Origin of the sequence: Pseudooctadecabacter sp. (assembly GCF_965657175.1) — a bacterium.
GTDB lineage: Bacteria > Pseudomonadota > Alphaproteobacteria > Rhodobacterales > Rhodobacteraceae > Octadecabacter.
Genome location: NZ_CBFHNH010000009.1, coordinates 104,186 through 118,736 on the forward strand (window position 1 = coordinate 104,186; position 14,551 = coordinate 118,736).

Sequence of the window (14,551 nt, forward strand, 5' to 3'; positions counted from 1 at the left end):
CGATTAATTGGCGCAGACCGGGCAGGTGGGATCGCGATTAACCTTAATGGCCCGCGTTTCGGCATAAAGCGCATCATAGATCAGCAGCCGCCCCCGCAGGCCCTCGCCCGCCCCCGTGATCGTCTTGACGGCCTCCACCGCCATCATCGCCCCGACGACACCGGGCAAAGGGCCAAGCACCCCGCCCTCGGCGCAGCTGGGCACCAGATGGGCGGCAGGGCGTTCCGGAAAAACACAGCGGTAACAAGGCGTTCCATCTTTGGGATCATAAAGGCTCATCTGACCTTCCCACTGGGTCAGGGCCGCCGCAATCAAGGGCACGCCAGCGGCGACGCTGACCTCATTCACCAAATACCGCGTGTCGAAATTGTCCGACCCGTCCAGCACCAGATCATACTCGGCGATCAACTCCGCCGCGATCTCCGCCGTTAACCTTCGTTTATAGGGCTTTACCGTCACGAACGGATTGAGCGCCGCAATCGCCTCCGCCGCAGAATGGACCTTCGGCATCCCGATCCGCGCATCGGTGTGGATCACCTGCCGCTGCAGGTTGGAATTGTCGACCACATCATCGTCAATCACGCCGAGGGTCCCCACACCCGCCGCCGCCAGATACTGCAACGCCGGCGCGCCAAGACCTCCGGCCCCGATGACCAGAACCTTCGCATCCTTGAGGTCCTTCTGCCCCGCCCCGCCAATCTCACGCAGGACGATATGGCGCGCATAGCGGTCCAGTTCGGTCGTTGAAAACGGCCCAGCGGTGGCAGAGGGTTCATAGTCAAACGCGGGCGCGCCGCTGGCCCGCGTTTTGACCCGCCCCAGCAAATAAGAATATCCCCAAACGATCATGCCTATGCAAATGATAAATATCCACAGTGCAGGCTCACTCCCTGTCATGTCGCGCAAGGGGTGCCCATCCGGCAAAACGATATGCACAGCAACCACGGCAACCAACAATAGGCCAACCATCACCGCCCGCGCAGATCGCGGCAATTTCAATGCCCAGCCAAGGCCCCAAAGGCCCGCCGCCAAAGTCAAAACAAGGATCATGCGCTACTCCGTTCCGGTCGATCCGAAGCCACCCGCGCCCCGCGCGGTGTCGCCCATCGGCCCGACCTGAAACCTAGCTTGCACCACAGGTGCGGCCACCATCTGCGCAATCCGCATCCCGTGGGTGATCTCAAACGCCGCATCCCCGCCGTTCTGCACAATCACCCCCAGCGGCCCACGGTAATCACTGTCGATCGTGCCCGGCGCGTTGGGCAGCGTGATCCCGTGCTTCAACGCAAGCCCGGATCGCGGCCTGATCTGCACCTCATATCCCTCGGGAATGGCAATGCGCAGCCCTGTTGGCACCAAAGCCCGCGCGCCCGGATCTAATGTAACCGCCTGACGATCCACAAAATTCGCCCGCAGATCCGCACCCGCCGCACCGGCAGTCGCATAAACCGGCAGACCCAGCGCCTCATCCGCGCCCTCGGTCCATTCAAACCCAATGGTGATCATTCCGGTCCCCTGTTTCATCTGGCCAGAAAAACTCAAATCCCGGACGCGCCGCGCAAAGCCTCCGCCAGCCGCAGCGCCAGCTTTTCGGCCACCGCATCCTTGCCCATACGCGGCCAGTCTTCGGTGCCGTCTGCGGTGATCAAGGTCACGTCGTTTTCCGCGCCTCCCATGATCCCCGTTGCGGGCGACACATCGTTGGCCACGATCCAGTCGCACCCTTTGCGTTTGCGTTTGGCAGTCGCATTGGCGATCACGTCTTGGGTTTCAGCGGCAAAGCCCACGACCAAGGCAGGTCGTGTGTCCGATGCGCAGACCGTCGCCAGAATGTCGGGGTTTTCGGCAAACTCCAACACCGGCAGGCCCTTGCCATCCTTCTTGATCTTCTGATCGGAGGCGGACGCCACCCGCCAATCGGCCACAGCCGCTGCAAACACGCCGGCATCGACGGCCCCGGCCGCCTCAACCGCGGCCAACATCTCGGCGGCGGTTTGCACGGCAACCACATCCGCGCCCATTGGCGGTGCCACATCCGCAGGGCCCGTCACAAACGTCACCCGCGCACCCAGCGCCAGCAATGCCCGCGCAATCGCCGTGCCCTGCGCGCCGGAGGACCGGTTCGCGATGTAGCGCACGGGGTCAATCGGCTCATGGGTGGGGCCGGATGTCACCAGAATATGTTTGCCTTTCAGCGGCCCATCATTCAACGCCGCCTCAATGGCGCCGACAATCTCCATTGGTTCGGCCATCCGGCCATACCCAAATTCACCACAGGCCATAGCGCCCTTATTGGGGCCACAGATCAAAATACCATCGTTTTGCAAGGTCGCCAGATTGCGCTGCGTCGCCGCATGTTCCCACATCCGCACATTCATCGACGGCGCAATCAACACCCGTTTGTCGGTCGCCATCAACAAAGTCGATGCCAGATCATTCGCGTGCCCATGTGCCATCTTCGCCATCAGGTCGGCCGTCGCAGGGGCGATTACCACCAAATCTGCCGCACGGCTAAGCTCAATATGCCCCATCTCCGCCTCATCATCGAGGCTGAACAAGTCTTCAAAGACCTTTTCCCCCGCCAGCGCCGACACGCTCAACGGTGTGACAAATTCCGATCCCGCCTTGGTCAAAACCGGCACCACCCGATGCCCGCGTTCGCGCAACCGCCGGATCAGATCAAGGGATTTGAACGCCGCAATGCCGCCCCCGATCACCAGTAAAATTGTCTTGCCTGACATGGGTAACCCTTTCCGTCTTCGCGCCGCAGATTAGGACCACCGCCCCCAAACCACCAGCCACTAAAAAACCGCCCGCCGCAGGGGGCGACGGGCGGTTCAGATGCTGACACTGGGAATGTGGTGTCAGACGAGGAAATGCATCACTTCTTTGGACTGGCCCTCAAGGCTCTTGCGCATTTTACCGAAGGCCGCGGCCTCCAACTGGCGCACGCGTTCCTTGGACAGACCCAATTCGACCCCAAGGCTTTCCAGCGTCCGAGGATCATCGCGCAATTTGCGTTCGCGGACGATGAACTGTTCGCGGTCGTTCAGGCTGGTCAGCGCGGTCAGCAACCACTTCCGCAGGGTATCTGTGTCGTGGGTGTGCTCCACCGTCTCGGCGGCCTGCTCGCCGTCGTCTTCCAGCGCATCAATCCACTCGCGCCCTTCATCCTCGGTGGATTGGGTCGCGTTGAGGGAAAAGTCAGACCCGCTCAACCGGCCTTCCATCATCTCAACATCATGAAGCGGCACGCCCACCTCAACAGAGATCATTTTACGCATCTCGTGGCGGTCCAAAACCTCACCACGGGCCAGTGCTTCACGTTCCAGACGGGCCTGCACGCGGCGCATGTTGAAGAACAGCGACTTTTGCGACGACGTGGACCCCGTCCGCACCATCGACCAGTTGCGCATCACGTGATCCTGAATGGACGCTTTGATCCACCACACCGCATATGTCGAAAAACGCACGCCGCGATCAGGGTCAAATTTGTCCGCCGCCTTCATCAGGCCCAAAGACGCCTCTTGGATCAGATCATTCATCGACGCGCCGTAGCGTTTGAATTTCGACGCCATCGAAATGGCCAGACGCATGTAGGCGGTGATCAGGCGGTGCAGGGATTCTTCGCATCGTTCATCGCGCCAGGCATAGGCCAGTCGCAACTCTGTCTCCGCGTCCAGAAGTTCGGCTTTCATCGCCGTACGTGACAGACTTTGGTCGTAACGTCCATCAAATGCCATTTTGTCTCCCCCTGATGCGTATTTTGATTTTGTTCTAATTGTGGTTACGTGTGTGCAATGCCGTCGGATCATTGAAAGTTCCTTAATTGTCCTTGCCCAAACTCACATTTGTTTTAGGGGGTGCTGCCTCCGGCAAATCCGCCTTTGCGGAAAGCCTCTGTTTTCAAACGCAAAAACCCCGCATCTATGTGGCCACTGCGCAGGCCTTCGATGACGAAATGAAATCGAAAATAAATGATCACCGCGTCCAGCGCGGCGCTGATTGGACCACGATTGAGGCCACGATTGACGTGGCAGATGCGCTGGAATCCTGCGGGTCGGATCAGGTTGTGTTGCTCGACTGTGCGACCTTGTGGCTGACCAACATCCTCCTCGCAGACAGGGACGTGGACGCGGACCAAACGGCGCTTTTGGCCGCCCTCACCGCCTGCCCCGCGCAGGCTATCGTGGTCTCAAATGAGGTCGGGCACGGCATCGTGCCGGACAACAAACTGGCCCGAAAATTCCGCAACGCCCAAGGACGTCTGAACCAGAAATTGGCGGCTGAGGCCGATCTTGTGGTGCAGGTCATCGCCGGATTGCCGCAGGTTCTGAAGGGCGAGTTATGACAAATATTTACTGGGTCCGGCATGGGCCGACCCATGAAAAGACATTCGTGGGCCAACGTGATGTGCCCGTCGATTTGTCAGATACGGACCTGATCGCGCGGGTTTCAGCGGCGTTGCCGCCCCGCGCGCTGGTCGTGTCCTCAGACCTGACGCGCAGCATCGACACCGCCACCGCGATCCAAGGCGACCGCACCCGCCTGCCCCACCGCAAAGGACTAAGGGAGTTTGATTTCGGCGCATGGGACGGGCTTCATTTTTCGCAAGTTGCCGCCCAATGGCCCGACCTCAGCCGCGCCTACTGGGAAAGGCCGGGCGATACCGCCCCCCCGGGTGGCGAAAGCTGGAACACCGCCGCCGCCCGCGTGACGGCGGACATCACCGACCTCATCCAGGCCCACCCCCGCCGTGACATCATTGCCGTCGCACACTTTGGCGCGATCCTGACACAGGTGGCTATGGCGGGCGGGATCACCCCCTATCAGGCCCTGTCCCACCGGATCGACAATTTCTCGATCACGGAAATACAGATGCGGCCCACGTTCGGTGTCGCGCGCATCAATTACCTTCCGTGACCGCCCGCCCCACAAATCGCGATTTGCGGCTCCGCCATGACAAAGCTAACGTCGCCCCATGACATATGACCTCCTCATCGGCCAACGCCTCTATTCCAGCTGGTCCCTGCGCGGCTGGCTGCCCTTTATCGTCCACGACATCCCCGTGACGGTCCATGACACCTTGATCTACGGCGATGCATTTTATGACGACGTCGCAGCCTTCGGCGGCACCACCACGGTGCCCGTGGTCAAAACACCGGACGGCGCGGTTCTGACCGACAGCCTGTCGATCCTGTGGCATTTGGCTGAGGCCTTTCCTGATCGCGGCCTTCTGCCTGATGCCCCACGGCACCGCGCAACCGCGCTGAATATGATTGCCCAAATGCACGCCGGTTTCGTGGCGCTGCGCTCTGCCTGCCCGATGAACCTTGCCACCGCATGGGACGGCTTTGTGCCCGACAATGCGGTGCGCGCGGATTTGGCCAAGATCGACGCAAGCTTTGGCAGCGCACTGGCGGCCTCCGGCGGGCCCTACCTCTTTGGCGACTACGGCCTTGTGGATGCCTACTACGCCCCTGTCTGCATCCGCATCGCAGGTTACAACCTCCCCGTAGCGGACGCGGTGCGCGGCTATGTGGCAGCCCAACTGTCTCATCCTGCGATCCAACGCTGGCGGACCGAAGGCCTCGCCCAAGATAAAGAACTCAGCCAATACGACATGGACCTGCCGCGCACCCCGTTTCCCATGCCATAACCGGCCTGTTTCCCGCGCATGTTAACCATTCTTAAACCCTTCCCCCGCTAGTCATTAACCTTAATAGACGGGGAATGGGTCATGGTGGCACGCGCCTTTACGGTCGCCTTTGAAGGGGTCGAGGCCCGGATGGTTGAGGTCCAGTGCGCGACCTCCCCCGGCTTGCCGTCGTTCTCCATCGTGGGCCTGCCCGACAAAGCCGTGTCAGAGGCCCGCGACCGCGTGCGCGCCGCATTGGGCGCGCTGTCCATCGCCCTGCCTTCCAAGAAAATCACCGTCAATCTGTCGCCTGCGGATTTGCCCAAAGAAGGGTCCCACTTCGATCTGCCCATCGCCATGGCCCTGCTGGCCGCCCTCGATGTGATCCCCCACGACAAAGCCGCCGAAACCGTCGCCCTGGGGGAGCTGTCCCTTGACGGCACGCTGGTGCCCGTCTTGGGTGCGCTGCCCGCCGCGATGGCTGCGGCGTCCCACGACAAGGCCCTTGTCTGCCCCGCCCCCTGCGGACCAGAGGCCGCTTGGGTCGGCTCCGCCGCTGTCTATGCCCCTGCAACCCTGGCCGAAACCTTGCGCCATTTCACCGGCCAATCTCCCCTGCCTGTGGCCGAAGCCGGCGAAGTCACCCAAGCCCACGGCACCCGCGATTTTGCGGACGTCAAAGGACAGGAAAAGGCCAAACGCGCGCTGGAAATCGCAGCCACGGGCCGCCACCACGCCCTGATGGTCGGCACGCCTGGGTCGGGCAAATCCATGCTGGCCGCCCGCCTGCCCAGCATTTTGCCCCCCCTGACCCCGGCGGAGGCATTGGAAACCTCCATGATCCATTCGCTGGCCGGTCTGCTGTCAGACGGCGGCATCAACCGCGCGCGGCCCTTTCGCGAACCCCACCACACGGCCTCCATGGCCGCGATCGTCGGCGGCGGGCGCGGTGCCAAACCCGGCGAGGTGTCGCTGGCCCACAACGGCGTTCTATTTATGGATGAATTCCCCGAATACCCCCGCACCGTGCTGGAAACCCTGCGCCAACCGATTGAAAGCGGCGAAGTCGTCGTCGCCCGCGCCAACGCCCACGTCCGCTACCCCTGCCGGTTCATGCTGGTGGCCGCCGCCAACCCCTGCAAATGCGGCTACCTGAGTGACCCGAACCGCGCCTGCGCCAAGGTCCCGCTGTGCGGCGAAGACTACATGCAACGCATCTCCGGCCCCTTGATGGACCGCTTTGATCTGCGCATCGAAGTCCCCCCCGTGGCCCTTCAGGATTTGGACCTGCCCCAATCAGGCGACACATCGGCGATGATCGCTACACGGGTGGCCGCGGGTCGCGCGGTGCAATCCGCGCGGTTCGCGGGCACGGACATGCGGGTGAACGCGGACCTCGAAGGGGCCGCGTTGGAAGAAGTCGCCACCCCTGACACAGATGGCAAAGACCTGCTGTTGAAAGTCGCGGATCGTTTCGGCCTCAGCGCGCGGGGCTATCACCGCGTGTTGCGCGTGGCGCGCACCATCGCGGATCTGGACGGGTCAGTCGCCGTACGCAAACCCCACGTGGCCGAGGCCGTGGGCTACCGGCTGGCGCTCTCGAACGAGGTTTGAACAAACCTCGCCGCGCGCCGCATCGCGGCATTCGCCTCCGGCAAACGGCCGTCAAACATCTGCCAGACATGGGGCACGTTTTCCCAGACATCCAAAGTCCCGCCCAGCTTCGCGGCCATCCGTTCCGCATCGCTGAACAATACCTCATCGCGCCCGACCTGAATGAACACAGGCGGCGGGTTCGGGAAATCGGCAAACAGCGGGCTGGCCAATGGATGGGCGGGGTCAGCGCCGGCCAAATACAAATCCACCGCCTCCTGCATCCGGCTCACCGGCAGCAACGGATCGCGGCGGACGTTGGTGGCCAGAGTGTCCCCAGACAACGTCATGTCCGTCCAAGGCGAAAAAGCCAGCACACCCGCCGGACGTTGGCCGCGTTTCAGGAGGGTCGACAAAAGGCCAAACACCAGATTGCCCCCCGCAGAATCCCCTGCGATCACAATGCGATCCGGTGGGGTCCCCCGCGCCACCAAAGCATCCCACGCCGCCAGAACAGCACGGGGTGCTGCGGGGAAAGTGGCCTCCTGCAGCTTGGGATAGTCGGGCAGGTACACACAAACGCCCGTCCGTTTCGCCAACCGCCCCGCCATCGCGCGGTAGCTGCGTCGCGACCCGGTCACAAAGGCACCGCCGTGCAGATACAAAATGGCGCGGCCCGCCGCCTCGGGGCCGCAAGTGATACAATCAAAAGGGTCCTCGTCGCGAACGACGGTCCCTTTCGGCACGCTGAACAAATATGGCGCCGCGCGCTCAAAATCGCGGTTGGCCGTGTCCGGCGTGCCCCGTTTGGCAAGCTTTGGCTTTTCGAACCAGCGCATCCCGAAGGTCAGGGCGCGCAGACGAAAGGACGGACGGCTCACGGCCGTTTCGCCTCAATCGCCTGCCAGATTTTTTCGGCGATGTTCACGCCGTCAAACCGTTCCAACTCCTGAATACCGGTGGGGGAGGTCACGTTGATCTCAGTCAGGTAGTCGCCAATCACGTCAATGCCGACGAAAATCTGCCCCTTTTCACGCAAAAGCGGCCCGATCCGCGCGCAAATCTCGCGGTCGCGGTCCGTCAGCGCGACTTTCTCCGGCCGCCCACCCACGTGCATGTTCGACCGGGTTTCGCCCGCCGCAGGGACGCGGTTGATCGCGCCCACAGGCTCCCCATCGACCAAGATCACCCGTTTGTCGCCCGCGCTGACATCCGGCAGGAACTTTTGCATGATCAAAGGCTCTCGGTTGATGCCCGAGAACAGCTCATGCAGGGAGGCAAGGTTGCTGTCCCCTTCGCTCAACTTGAAGACCCCGGCGCCACCGTTGCCATAAAGCGGCTTCAGGATCACCTCCCCATGGCGCGCGCGGAACGCTTTGAGCGTTTCAAGGTCGCGCGCAATGGCCGTGGGCGGGGTCAGATCGGGAAAGTCCAATACCAACAGTTTTTCGGGATAATTGCGCACCCAGAACGGGTCATTCACGACCAGAGTATCCGGATGGATGCGGTCAAGGATGTGGGTGGTGGTGATATAGCCCATATCAAACGGCGGGTCCTTACGCAGCCAGATCACGTCGACCTGTGACAAATCCTGCTCTCGCATCGGACCCACATCGGCGTGGTTGCCCTGTTCGCGCCGAACGGTCAGATCTTGGCCCCGTGCCATCACCCGCCCTTCTTGATAGCTCAGCTGATCGGGCGTGTAGTAAAACAACTTATGCCCCCGCGCTTGGGCTTCTTCAGCCAAACGGAAAGAGCTGTCGGCGTTGATATCAATGGCCCCGATCGGGTCCATCTGAAAAGCAACGGTGAGGGGTTTTGCGGCGGTCATGGGCAAGTCCGTGTCTGAAATCTTTTCCAAGACATGGACCCGCAGCCTGCCCGGTGCAATGGCCGGATCGTTTTTCAGGCGGCCATATAGGCGTTTTCGATCACATCCACGCGACCCATGTCATCCACCAATGCCACATCGATGCGCACATCGGTCAACTGGCCTTTGGGTTGTGTGGCCAAAAACTCTGCCCCAGCCCCGTAAATGCGTTCCATCTGTCGATGGGTCAGACGGGATGCCGCACGGGCATGGCTTCGGCTTTTCTTCACTTCGATGAAAATCACCCCGTCCCCGTCTTGCGCGACCAGATCAATTTCACCGCGCGACCCGCGCCACCGTTTGGCCAAAAGCGGCTGCCCGCCCGATGCATAGCGCCGCGCGACGATGTCTTCGGCGGCAACGCCCGCATGGTAATTTGTGGTCCCACGGGAGGGGAGCGTGCAAACAGTCATGTGTCATCATCCTTTAGATCAAGCGCCATTTGATAGACGTCGCGACGGGGCAATCCTGTGGCCCCGGCCACCGCGTTCGCTGCGTCTTTGATGCGCATGGATAGCAGGGCGGTTCTTAAGAGTGATTTAACATCCGATGGATCAGTGGCCTTTTTCGCGCTGCGTGCGATCAGCACGACGATTTCACCTTTCAGGCTTCGATCTTTGAGGGTTTCGACCAGGTCCTCAGCACGTCCGCGCAGGACCTCTTCGAATTTCTTCGTCAGTTCCCGGCAGATCACCACCGTGCGCTCCGCGCCCATGGTGGTGACCACATCCGCGACCAGACCGGCGATCCGTTTGGGGGATTCGTAAAGCACCAACGTCGCATCCACATCGCGCAGCTTTTCCAACCCAGCCCGCCGCGCGGAGGCCGCGTTGGGCAAAAATCCCGCAAAGTGGAAGGCGTCACTGGGCAGGCCAGACACGGTGAGTGCTGCCAGCACCGCAGAGGCGCCCGGCGCCGCTGTCAGCGGCAAATCGGCCGCGCGCATGTCGGCGGCCAGTTTGTAGCCGGGGTCCGCGACAAGCGGCGTGCCCGCTTCGCTCACATAGGCCACGGATTTGCCTGCGCGCACCTGTTCCATCAGGCGTGCACGCACGCTTTCGCCGGAATGATCGTGGTAGGCGACCATCGGCCTGTCCCCGATGGGAACCCCGTGAATATCCATCAATTTGCGTGCGGTCCGGGTGTCTTCGGCGGCGATCACATCGGCACTGGCAAGGATGTCCAAGGTGCGCAACGTCACATCCCGCGCGTTCCCGATGGGCACCGCACACAGGTAAAGACCCGCCGACAGGGGAATTACGCGATGATTCATACCTAGACCCTCCCGACCGGCGCTCTATGATCACCGGCGAACTTGCGGCGGGGTCCTCCCGCTGCCCGAAGGGAGTGAATAGTCCATGTTAGCCCGTTTGCCCAGCCTGCCACAGCTGATGATCCGCCGCACCGCCGCCCGCATTTTCGCGGTGATGAGCCTTGCCTTTCTGGCCGCCTGTGACCTTGCGGTCCCGGCGGTGGGTGGCGGTGGCCAAGGCCAGACCATCGACCCCTCAGCCCCGGTGCAAGTGGCCCTTTTGGTGCCCGGTGGCACAGGTCAGGCCGAATTCGACCAGATCGCGCGCAGCCTTGAAGACTCTGCCCGTCTGGCCATCGCGGACCTGAACGGCGCGGACGTCAATCTGCGGGTCTACAACACAGCCCGCAACGCGGGTCAGGCCAGCCAAATGGCAGGCCAAGCCATCGCAGACGGGGCGCAGATCATCCTCGGGCCGCTGGACGCCGAAAGCGCCAATGCGGTGGGTCTTGTGGCCAGTGGTGCCAATGTCAACGTCTTGGCGTTTTCCAACAATACGGCCGTGGCCGGTGGCAATGTCTTTGTGCTGGGCAACACCTTTGGCAACATCTCTGACCGGCTGGTGGACTACGCAGGCCGTCGCGGCATCACCCAGTTCATGATCGCCCATCAGGACGATCTGGCCGGTGCGGTGGGCCGCGATGCCATTGCGACATCCGTGCGTTCTGCGGGGGGCACCGTTGTGGGCATCCAGTCCTATCCGTTCAATCAGGCAGGCATCTTTGCCTCTGCACCCGCCATCGCGACAGCGGCCAATACGACCGGCGCGCAGGCGGTCTTTACCACCGACAATATGGCCGGTGGCCTGCCAATCCTCGCCACGTCGCTGGCGCAATCGGGCCTGAACACCGCCAACACGCCACTCATCGGGCTGACCCGTTGGGACGCGGCCCCGCAGGCCGCCGAACTGCCCAGCCTGCAAAACGGTCTTTTTGCTATGGGCGACGCGGGCCGCGAGGCGGCCTTCCGCAACCGGTACGAGGCAACCTATGGCACACGGCCCCACCCGCTGGCCTCCATCGCCTATGACGGCATTGCCGCCATCGGTGCACTGGCCGCGTCCGGTGACCGCAACGCCCTGACACGCGGGTCCCTGACACGCGCGGCGGGCTTTGCCGGCGCCACCGGTGCGTTCCGTCTGCGGCCCGACGGGTCCAAACAGCGCGCGCTGGCTGTGGCCACCATCGTCAACAACCGCATCTCGATCGTGGAAGCGGCACCCTTGTCGTTTGGTGCCGGTGGCTCTTGATCTTGATCTGACTGCGGTCCCCGAAGGCCTGATTTGCCCCGCGGATGACATTGTCGACCGCGGGGCATTGCGTGCGGCCCTGTCCACAGCGCTTGACGCCGTAGGCACCAACGGGGGCAAAGCGCGCGCTGCTGTTATGCCAATCCTCAAGGACGCGCTGGCCCATGGGCGGCACCTGATCGCCGAGAGCTTTGCCCTCAACCCGTTTGATGCCACTGCCACAACCCGCGCCTACGCCTATCTGACCGATGCGGTGGTGATTGAGGTGTATCACCTCACGACCACCCGTCTGCACCCCCTGCCCAACCCGACCGAGGCCGAACGTCTGGCCCTGATCGCGGTCGGTGGATCAGGCCGGGGCGAAATGGCCCCCCATTCCGATGTCGATCTGCTGTTTCTGGTGCCCTACAAACTGACCCCTTGGGCCGAAAGCGCCATCGAATCCATGCTCTATATCCTGTGGGATCTAAAGCTGAAGGTGGGGCACGCCAGCCGCACGGTAAAAGACTGTCTGCGTCTTGCCCGCGACGATTACACCATCCGCACGGCGCTGGTGGAAGAACGCTACCTGACCGGCGACGCCGCCCTCGCGGCCGAGCTCACGAACCGTTTGCGCAATGACCTCTTCGCCAGCACCGTGCCCGACTTTATCGAAGCCAAGCTGGAAGAACGGGCCGAACGTCACCGCAAACAAGGCGGTCAGCGGTATATGGTCGAACCCAACGTCAAAGAGGGCAAAGGCGGCCTTCGCGATCTGCAATCGCTCTATTGGATTGGCAAGTACATTCACGGGGTCAAAGATGCCTCCGAACTGGTGAAACACCGCGTTTTCACCCAAGACGAATATGACGAATTCAAAGCCGCCCATGAATTTCTATGGGCCGTGCGCTGTCATCTGCATCTGCTGGCCGGACGCGCCGCCGATCAGTTGACGTTTGATACGCAGGTCGAAGTGGCCGACCGTATGGGCTACGCCGATGGCAATGGCCGCCGCGCCGTCGAACACTTTATGCAGGATTACTTTCGCCACGCCACCGACGTGGGTGAGCTGACCCGCATCTTCCTCACCGCGCAAGAAGACGCGCACCTAAAGGCCGAACCGGTTCTGCTGCGCCTGTTCAGCCGCAAGAAAACCGCCAAGCCGCCCTATGCGATCAAGCAAAACCGTCTGACCGTGGAAAAGCCCAAAGAGTTCCTCAAAGACCCGCTGAACCTGCTGCGCATCTTTGAAGAAGCCCTGCGCACGGGCACCCTGCTGCACCCTGATGCCATGCGTCTGATCAAAGCCAACCTGACCCTGATCGACGACGACCTGCGCAACAGCCGCGAAGCCCAGCGCATTTTCCTTGATATGTTGTTGAAACACGGCAACCCCGAACGGGGGCTGCGGCGGATGAACGAATTGGGCGTACTGGCCGCGTTCATCCCCGAATTCGAACCCATCGTCGCGATGATGCAGTTCAACATGTATCACCACTACACCGTGGACGAACACACGATCCAGACGATCAGCCATCTGGCGCAGATCGAACGGGCGGAACTGGACGAGGAACTCCCCGTGTCTGCCTCGATCCTCAAAGGCGGGATCAACCGTAAGGTGCTTTATGTGGCACTGCTGCTGCACGATATCGGCAAGGGGCGGGACGAAGATCACTCGATCCTTGGTGCACGCATTGCACGCAAAGTGGCGCCCCGTCTGGGGCTGTCCAAAAAGGAATGCGACACTGTCGAATGGCTGGTGCGCTATCACCTGTTCATGTCCGACATGGCGCAGAAACGCGACATCGCGGACCCCCGCACCGTGCGCGATTTTGCCAAGGCGGTGAAGACCACAGAACGGCTTGATCTTTTGTGTGTGCTGACCGTCTGCGACATCCGCGGCGTGGGTCCCGGCACGTGGAACAACTGGAAAGCGGTGCTGATCCGCGCGCTCTATCGCCAGACCCGCTATGCGCTGGAAAACGGCATGGAAGCCCTCAACCGCGAAGAACGCGGCACCGAGGCGCGCCGCAACCTGCGTGCCGAACTCAATGCCGAAACCCAGGAACCATGGGCCGAAAAGGACATCCGCACCGAACTGGCGCGCCACTACCCGCCTTATTGGCAGGGCCTGCATGTGACCGCCCATGTGGATTTTGCGCGGCTGCTGCACGGCATCGGCACCGACGAAGTCCGCATCGCGCTGACCCCTGACGAAGACCGCGACGCCACCCGCGTGTGCTTTGCCATGGCCGACCATCCGGGCATCTTCAGCCGCATGTGCGGCGCGCTGTCGCTTGTGGGCGCCAATGTGGTCGACGCGCGGACGTTCACCACCAAAGACGGTTTTGCCACGGCCGCCTTCTGGGTGCAGGACGCCGACGGCAGCCCCTATGAACACGCCCGCCTGCCGCGCCTGCGCCGGATGATCGAAAAGACCCTACAGGGCGAACTAGTGGCCCGCGATAAACTGGCCGACCGCGACAAGATGAAAAAGCGCGAAAAAGCCTTCCGCGTGCCGACCTCCATCACCTTCGACAACGACGGGTCCGAGATTTACACAATCATCGAAGTCGACACCCGCGACCGTCCCGGATTGCTCCATGATCTGACGCGCACGCTGGCCAACGCCAATGTCTATATCGCCAGCGCGGTCATTGCGACCTACGGCGAACAGGTGGTCGACACCTTCTATGTCAAAGACATGTTCGGCCTGAAATTCTACGCGGACGGGAAGCAAAAAACGCTTGAGAAAAAGCTGCGTGAAGCGATTGAAAAGGGCAGTGAACGGGCGCGGGCCTAGGGTCCTGACCCCACCCGCCCCCGCCTGCCCATACCTGCCTGCCCATACCTGCCTGCCCGTCCCTGCCGCAAACCCTGCGTTGTGCGACCGTCCCGTCGTACATATAT

The 14,551-nt window shown here is 62.0% G+C and carries 14 protein-coding genes; 6 read left to right on the plus strand and 8 right to left on the minus strand.

Annotation, left to right across the window (positions count from 1 at the left end):
• Window positions 1-3: 3 nt before the first annotated feature.
• From ACTG36_RS09765 to ACTG36_RS09780, 4 genes are all read right to left on the minus strand, one after another.
• Window positions 4-1,050, minus strand: a complete 1,047-nt coding sequence (locus ACTG36_RS09765; protein ID WP_375280078.1) for a HesA/MoeB/ThiF family protein — start codon at window positions 1,048-1,050, stop codon at window positions 4-6.
• Between the two features lie 3 nt (window positions 1,051-1,053).
• Window positions 1,054-1,506 carry a dUTP diphosphatase gene (gene dut, locus ACTG36_RS09770; RefSeq protein ID WP_375280077.1) on the minus strand — a complete coding sequence of 151 codons (453 nt, stop codon included), beginning with the start codon at window positions 1,504-1,506 and terminating at the stop codon, window positions 1,054-1,056.
• Between the two features lie 32 nt (window positions 1,507-1,538).
• Window positions 1,539-2,741: a bifunctional phosphopantothenoylcysteine decarboxylase/phosphopantothenate--cysteine ligase CoaBC gene (coaBC, locus tag ACTG36_RS09775; RefSeq protein WP_375280076.1), complete on the minus strand. Its 1,203-nt coding sequence runs from the start codon at window positions 2,739-2,741 to the stop codon at window positions 1,539-1,541.
• Window positions 2,742-2,864: 123 nt separating this feature from the next.
• The gene (locus ACTG36_RS09780; RefSeq protein WP_375280075.1) at window positions 2,865-3,743 is read right to left on the minus strand and encodes an RNA polymerase factor sigma-32; all 879 of its coding nucleotides are present in this window, start codon (window positions 3,741-3,743) and stop codon (window positions 2,865-2,867) included.
• Window positions 3,744-3,829: 86 nt separating this feature from the next.
• Here ACTG36_RS09780 and cobU point away from each other — a divergent pair, with 86 nt between their 5' ends.
• From cobU to ACTG36_RS09800, 4 genes are all read left to right on the plus strand, one after another.
• Window positions 3,830-4,351, plus strand: a complete 522-nt coding sequence (gene cobU, locus ACTG36_RS09785; RefSeq protein WP_375280074.1) for a bifunctional adenosylcobinamide kinase/adenosylcobinamide-phosphate guanylyltransferase — start codon at window positions 3,830-3,832, stop codon at window positions 4,349-4,351.
• Window positions 4,348-4,923 (plus strand): histidine phosphatase family protein, encoded by a 576-nt coding sequence (locus tag ACTG36_RS09790; protein WP_375280072.1) that lies wholly within the window; start codon window positions 4,348-4,350, stop codon window positions 4,921-4,923. Before cobU ends, ACTG36_RS09790 begins: the two co-directional genes overlap by 4 nt.
• A 58-nt stretch (window positions 4,924-4,981) precedes the next feature.
• Window positions 4,982-5,659: a glutathione S-transferase gene (locus ACTG36_RS09795; RefSeq protein WP_375280071.1), complete on the plus strand. Its 678-nt coding sequence runs from the start codon at window positions 4,982-4,984 to the stop codon at window positions 5,657-5,659.
• Between the two features lie 81 nt (window positions 5,660-5,740).
• Window positions 5,741-7,252 (plus strand): YifB family Mg chelatase-like AAA ATPase, encoded by a 1,512-nt coding sequence (locus ACTG36_RS09800; protein ID WP_375280070.1) that lies wholly within the window; start codon window positions 5,741-5,743, stop codon window positions 7,250-7,252.
• Here the strand turns inward: ACTG36_RS09800 and ACTG36_RS09805 are convergent.
• The 4 genes from ACTG36_RS09805 to rsmI form a co-directional block, all read right to left on the minus strand.
• The gene (locus ACTG36_RS09805; RefSeq protein WP_439142141.1) at window positions 7,222-8,112 is read right to left on the minus strand and encodes an alpha/beta hydrolase; all 891 of its coding nucleotides are present in this window, start codon (window positions 8,110-8,112) and stop codon (window positions 7,222-7,224) included. The two genes, ACTG36_RS09800 and ACTG36_RS09805, sit on opposite strands and share 31 nt — an antisense overlap.
• Window positions 8,109-9,062, minus strand: coding sequence for a glutathione synthase (gene gshB, locus ACTG36_RS09810; RefSeq protein WP_439142143.1), 954 nt, complete (start codon window positions 9,060-9,062; stop codon window positions 8,109-8,111). Before gshB ends, ACTG36_RS09805 begins: the two co-directional genes overlap by 4 nt.
• A 74-nt stretch (window positions 9,063-9,136) precedes the next feature.
• Window positions 9,137-9,514, minus strand: coding sequence for a YraN family protein (locus ACTG36_RS09815; RefSeq protein WP_375280773.1), 378 nt, complete (start codon window positions 9,512-9,514; stop codon window positions 9,137-9,139).
• Window positions 9,511-10,374, minus strand: a complete 864-nt coding sequence (gene rsmI, locus ACTG36_RS09820) for a 16S rRNA (cytidine(1402)-2'-O)-methyltransferase (RefSeq protein WP_375280772.1) — start codon at window positions 10,372-10,374, stop codon at window positions 9,511-9,513. Before rsmI ends, ACTG36_RS09815 begins: the two co-directional genes overlap by 4 nt.
• Before the next feature lie 85 nt (window positions 10,375-10,459).
• Here rsmI and ACTG36_RS09825 point away from each other — a divergent pair, with 85 nt between their 5' ends.
• Together ACTG36_RS09825 and ACTG36_RS09830 are read left to right on the plus strand one after the other, a co-directional pair.
• Entirely contained in the window at window positions 10,460-11,662 is a 1,203-nt protein-coding gene (locus ACTG36_RS09825) for a penicillin-binding protein activator (RefSeq protein WP_375280771.1), read from the plus strand.
• Window positions 11,646-14,444, plus strand: a complete 2,799-nt coding sequence (locus ACTG36_RS09830) for a [protein-PII] uridylyltransferase (protein ID WP_375280778.1) — start codon at window positions 11,646-11,648, stop codon at window positions 14,442-14,444. The genes ACTG36_RS09825 and ACTG36_RS09830 overlap by 17 nt, the downstream gene beginning before the upstream one ends.
• Window positions 14,445-14,551: the final 107 nt, after the last annotated feature.

Excerpts from the sequence above, each read along its gene's own strand:
- ACTG36_RS09825 (WP_375280771.1), top strand. The coding sequence starts at position 10,460 with ATGTTAGCCCGTTTGCCCAGCCTGCCACAGCTGATGATCCGCCGCACC.
- ACTG36_RS09795 (WP_375280071.1), top strand. The coding sequence starts at position 4,982 with ATGACATATGACCTCCTCATCGGCCAACGCCTCTATTCCAGCTGGTCC.
- gshB (WP_439142143.1), bottom strand. The coding sequence starts at position 9,062 with ATGACCGCCGCAAAACCCCTCACCGTTGCTTTTCAGATGGACCCGATC.
- ACTG36_RS09780 (WP_375280075.1), bottom strand. The coding sequence starts at position 3,743 with ATGGCATTTGATGGACGTTACGACCAAAGTCTGTCACGTACGGCGATG.
- dut (WP_375280077.1), bottom strand. The coding sequence starts at position 1,506 with ATGATCACCATTGGGTTTGAATGGACCGAGGGCGCGGATGAGGCGCTG.
- ACTG36_RS09800 (WP_375280070.1), top strand. The coding sequence starts at position 5,741 with ATGGTGGCACGCGCCTTTACGGTCGCCTTTGAAGGGGTCGAGGCCCGG.
- coaBC (WP_375280076.1), bottom strand. The coding sequence starts at position 2,741 with ATGTCAGGCAAGACAATTTTACTGGTGATCGGGGGCGGCATTGCGGCG.
- rsmI (WP_375280772.1), bottom strand. The coding sequence starts at position 10,374 with ATGAATCATCGCGTAATTCCCCTGTCGGCGGGTCTTTACCTGTGTGCG.
- ACTG36_RS09765 (WP_375280078.1), bottom strand. The coding sequence starts at position 1,050 with ATGATCCTTGTTTTGACTTTGGCGGCGGGCCTTTGGGGCCTTGGCTGG.
- ACTG36_RS09815 (WP_375280773.1), bottom strand. The coding sequence starts at position 9,514 with ATGACTGTTTGCACGCTCCCCTCCCGTGGGACCACAAATTACCATGCG.
- ACTG36_RS09790 (WP_375280072.1), top strand. The coding sequence starts at position 4,348 with ATGACAAATATTTACTGGGTCCGGCATGGGCCGACCCATGAAAAGACA.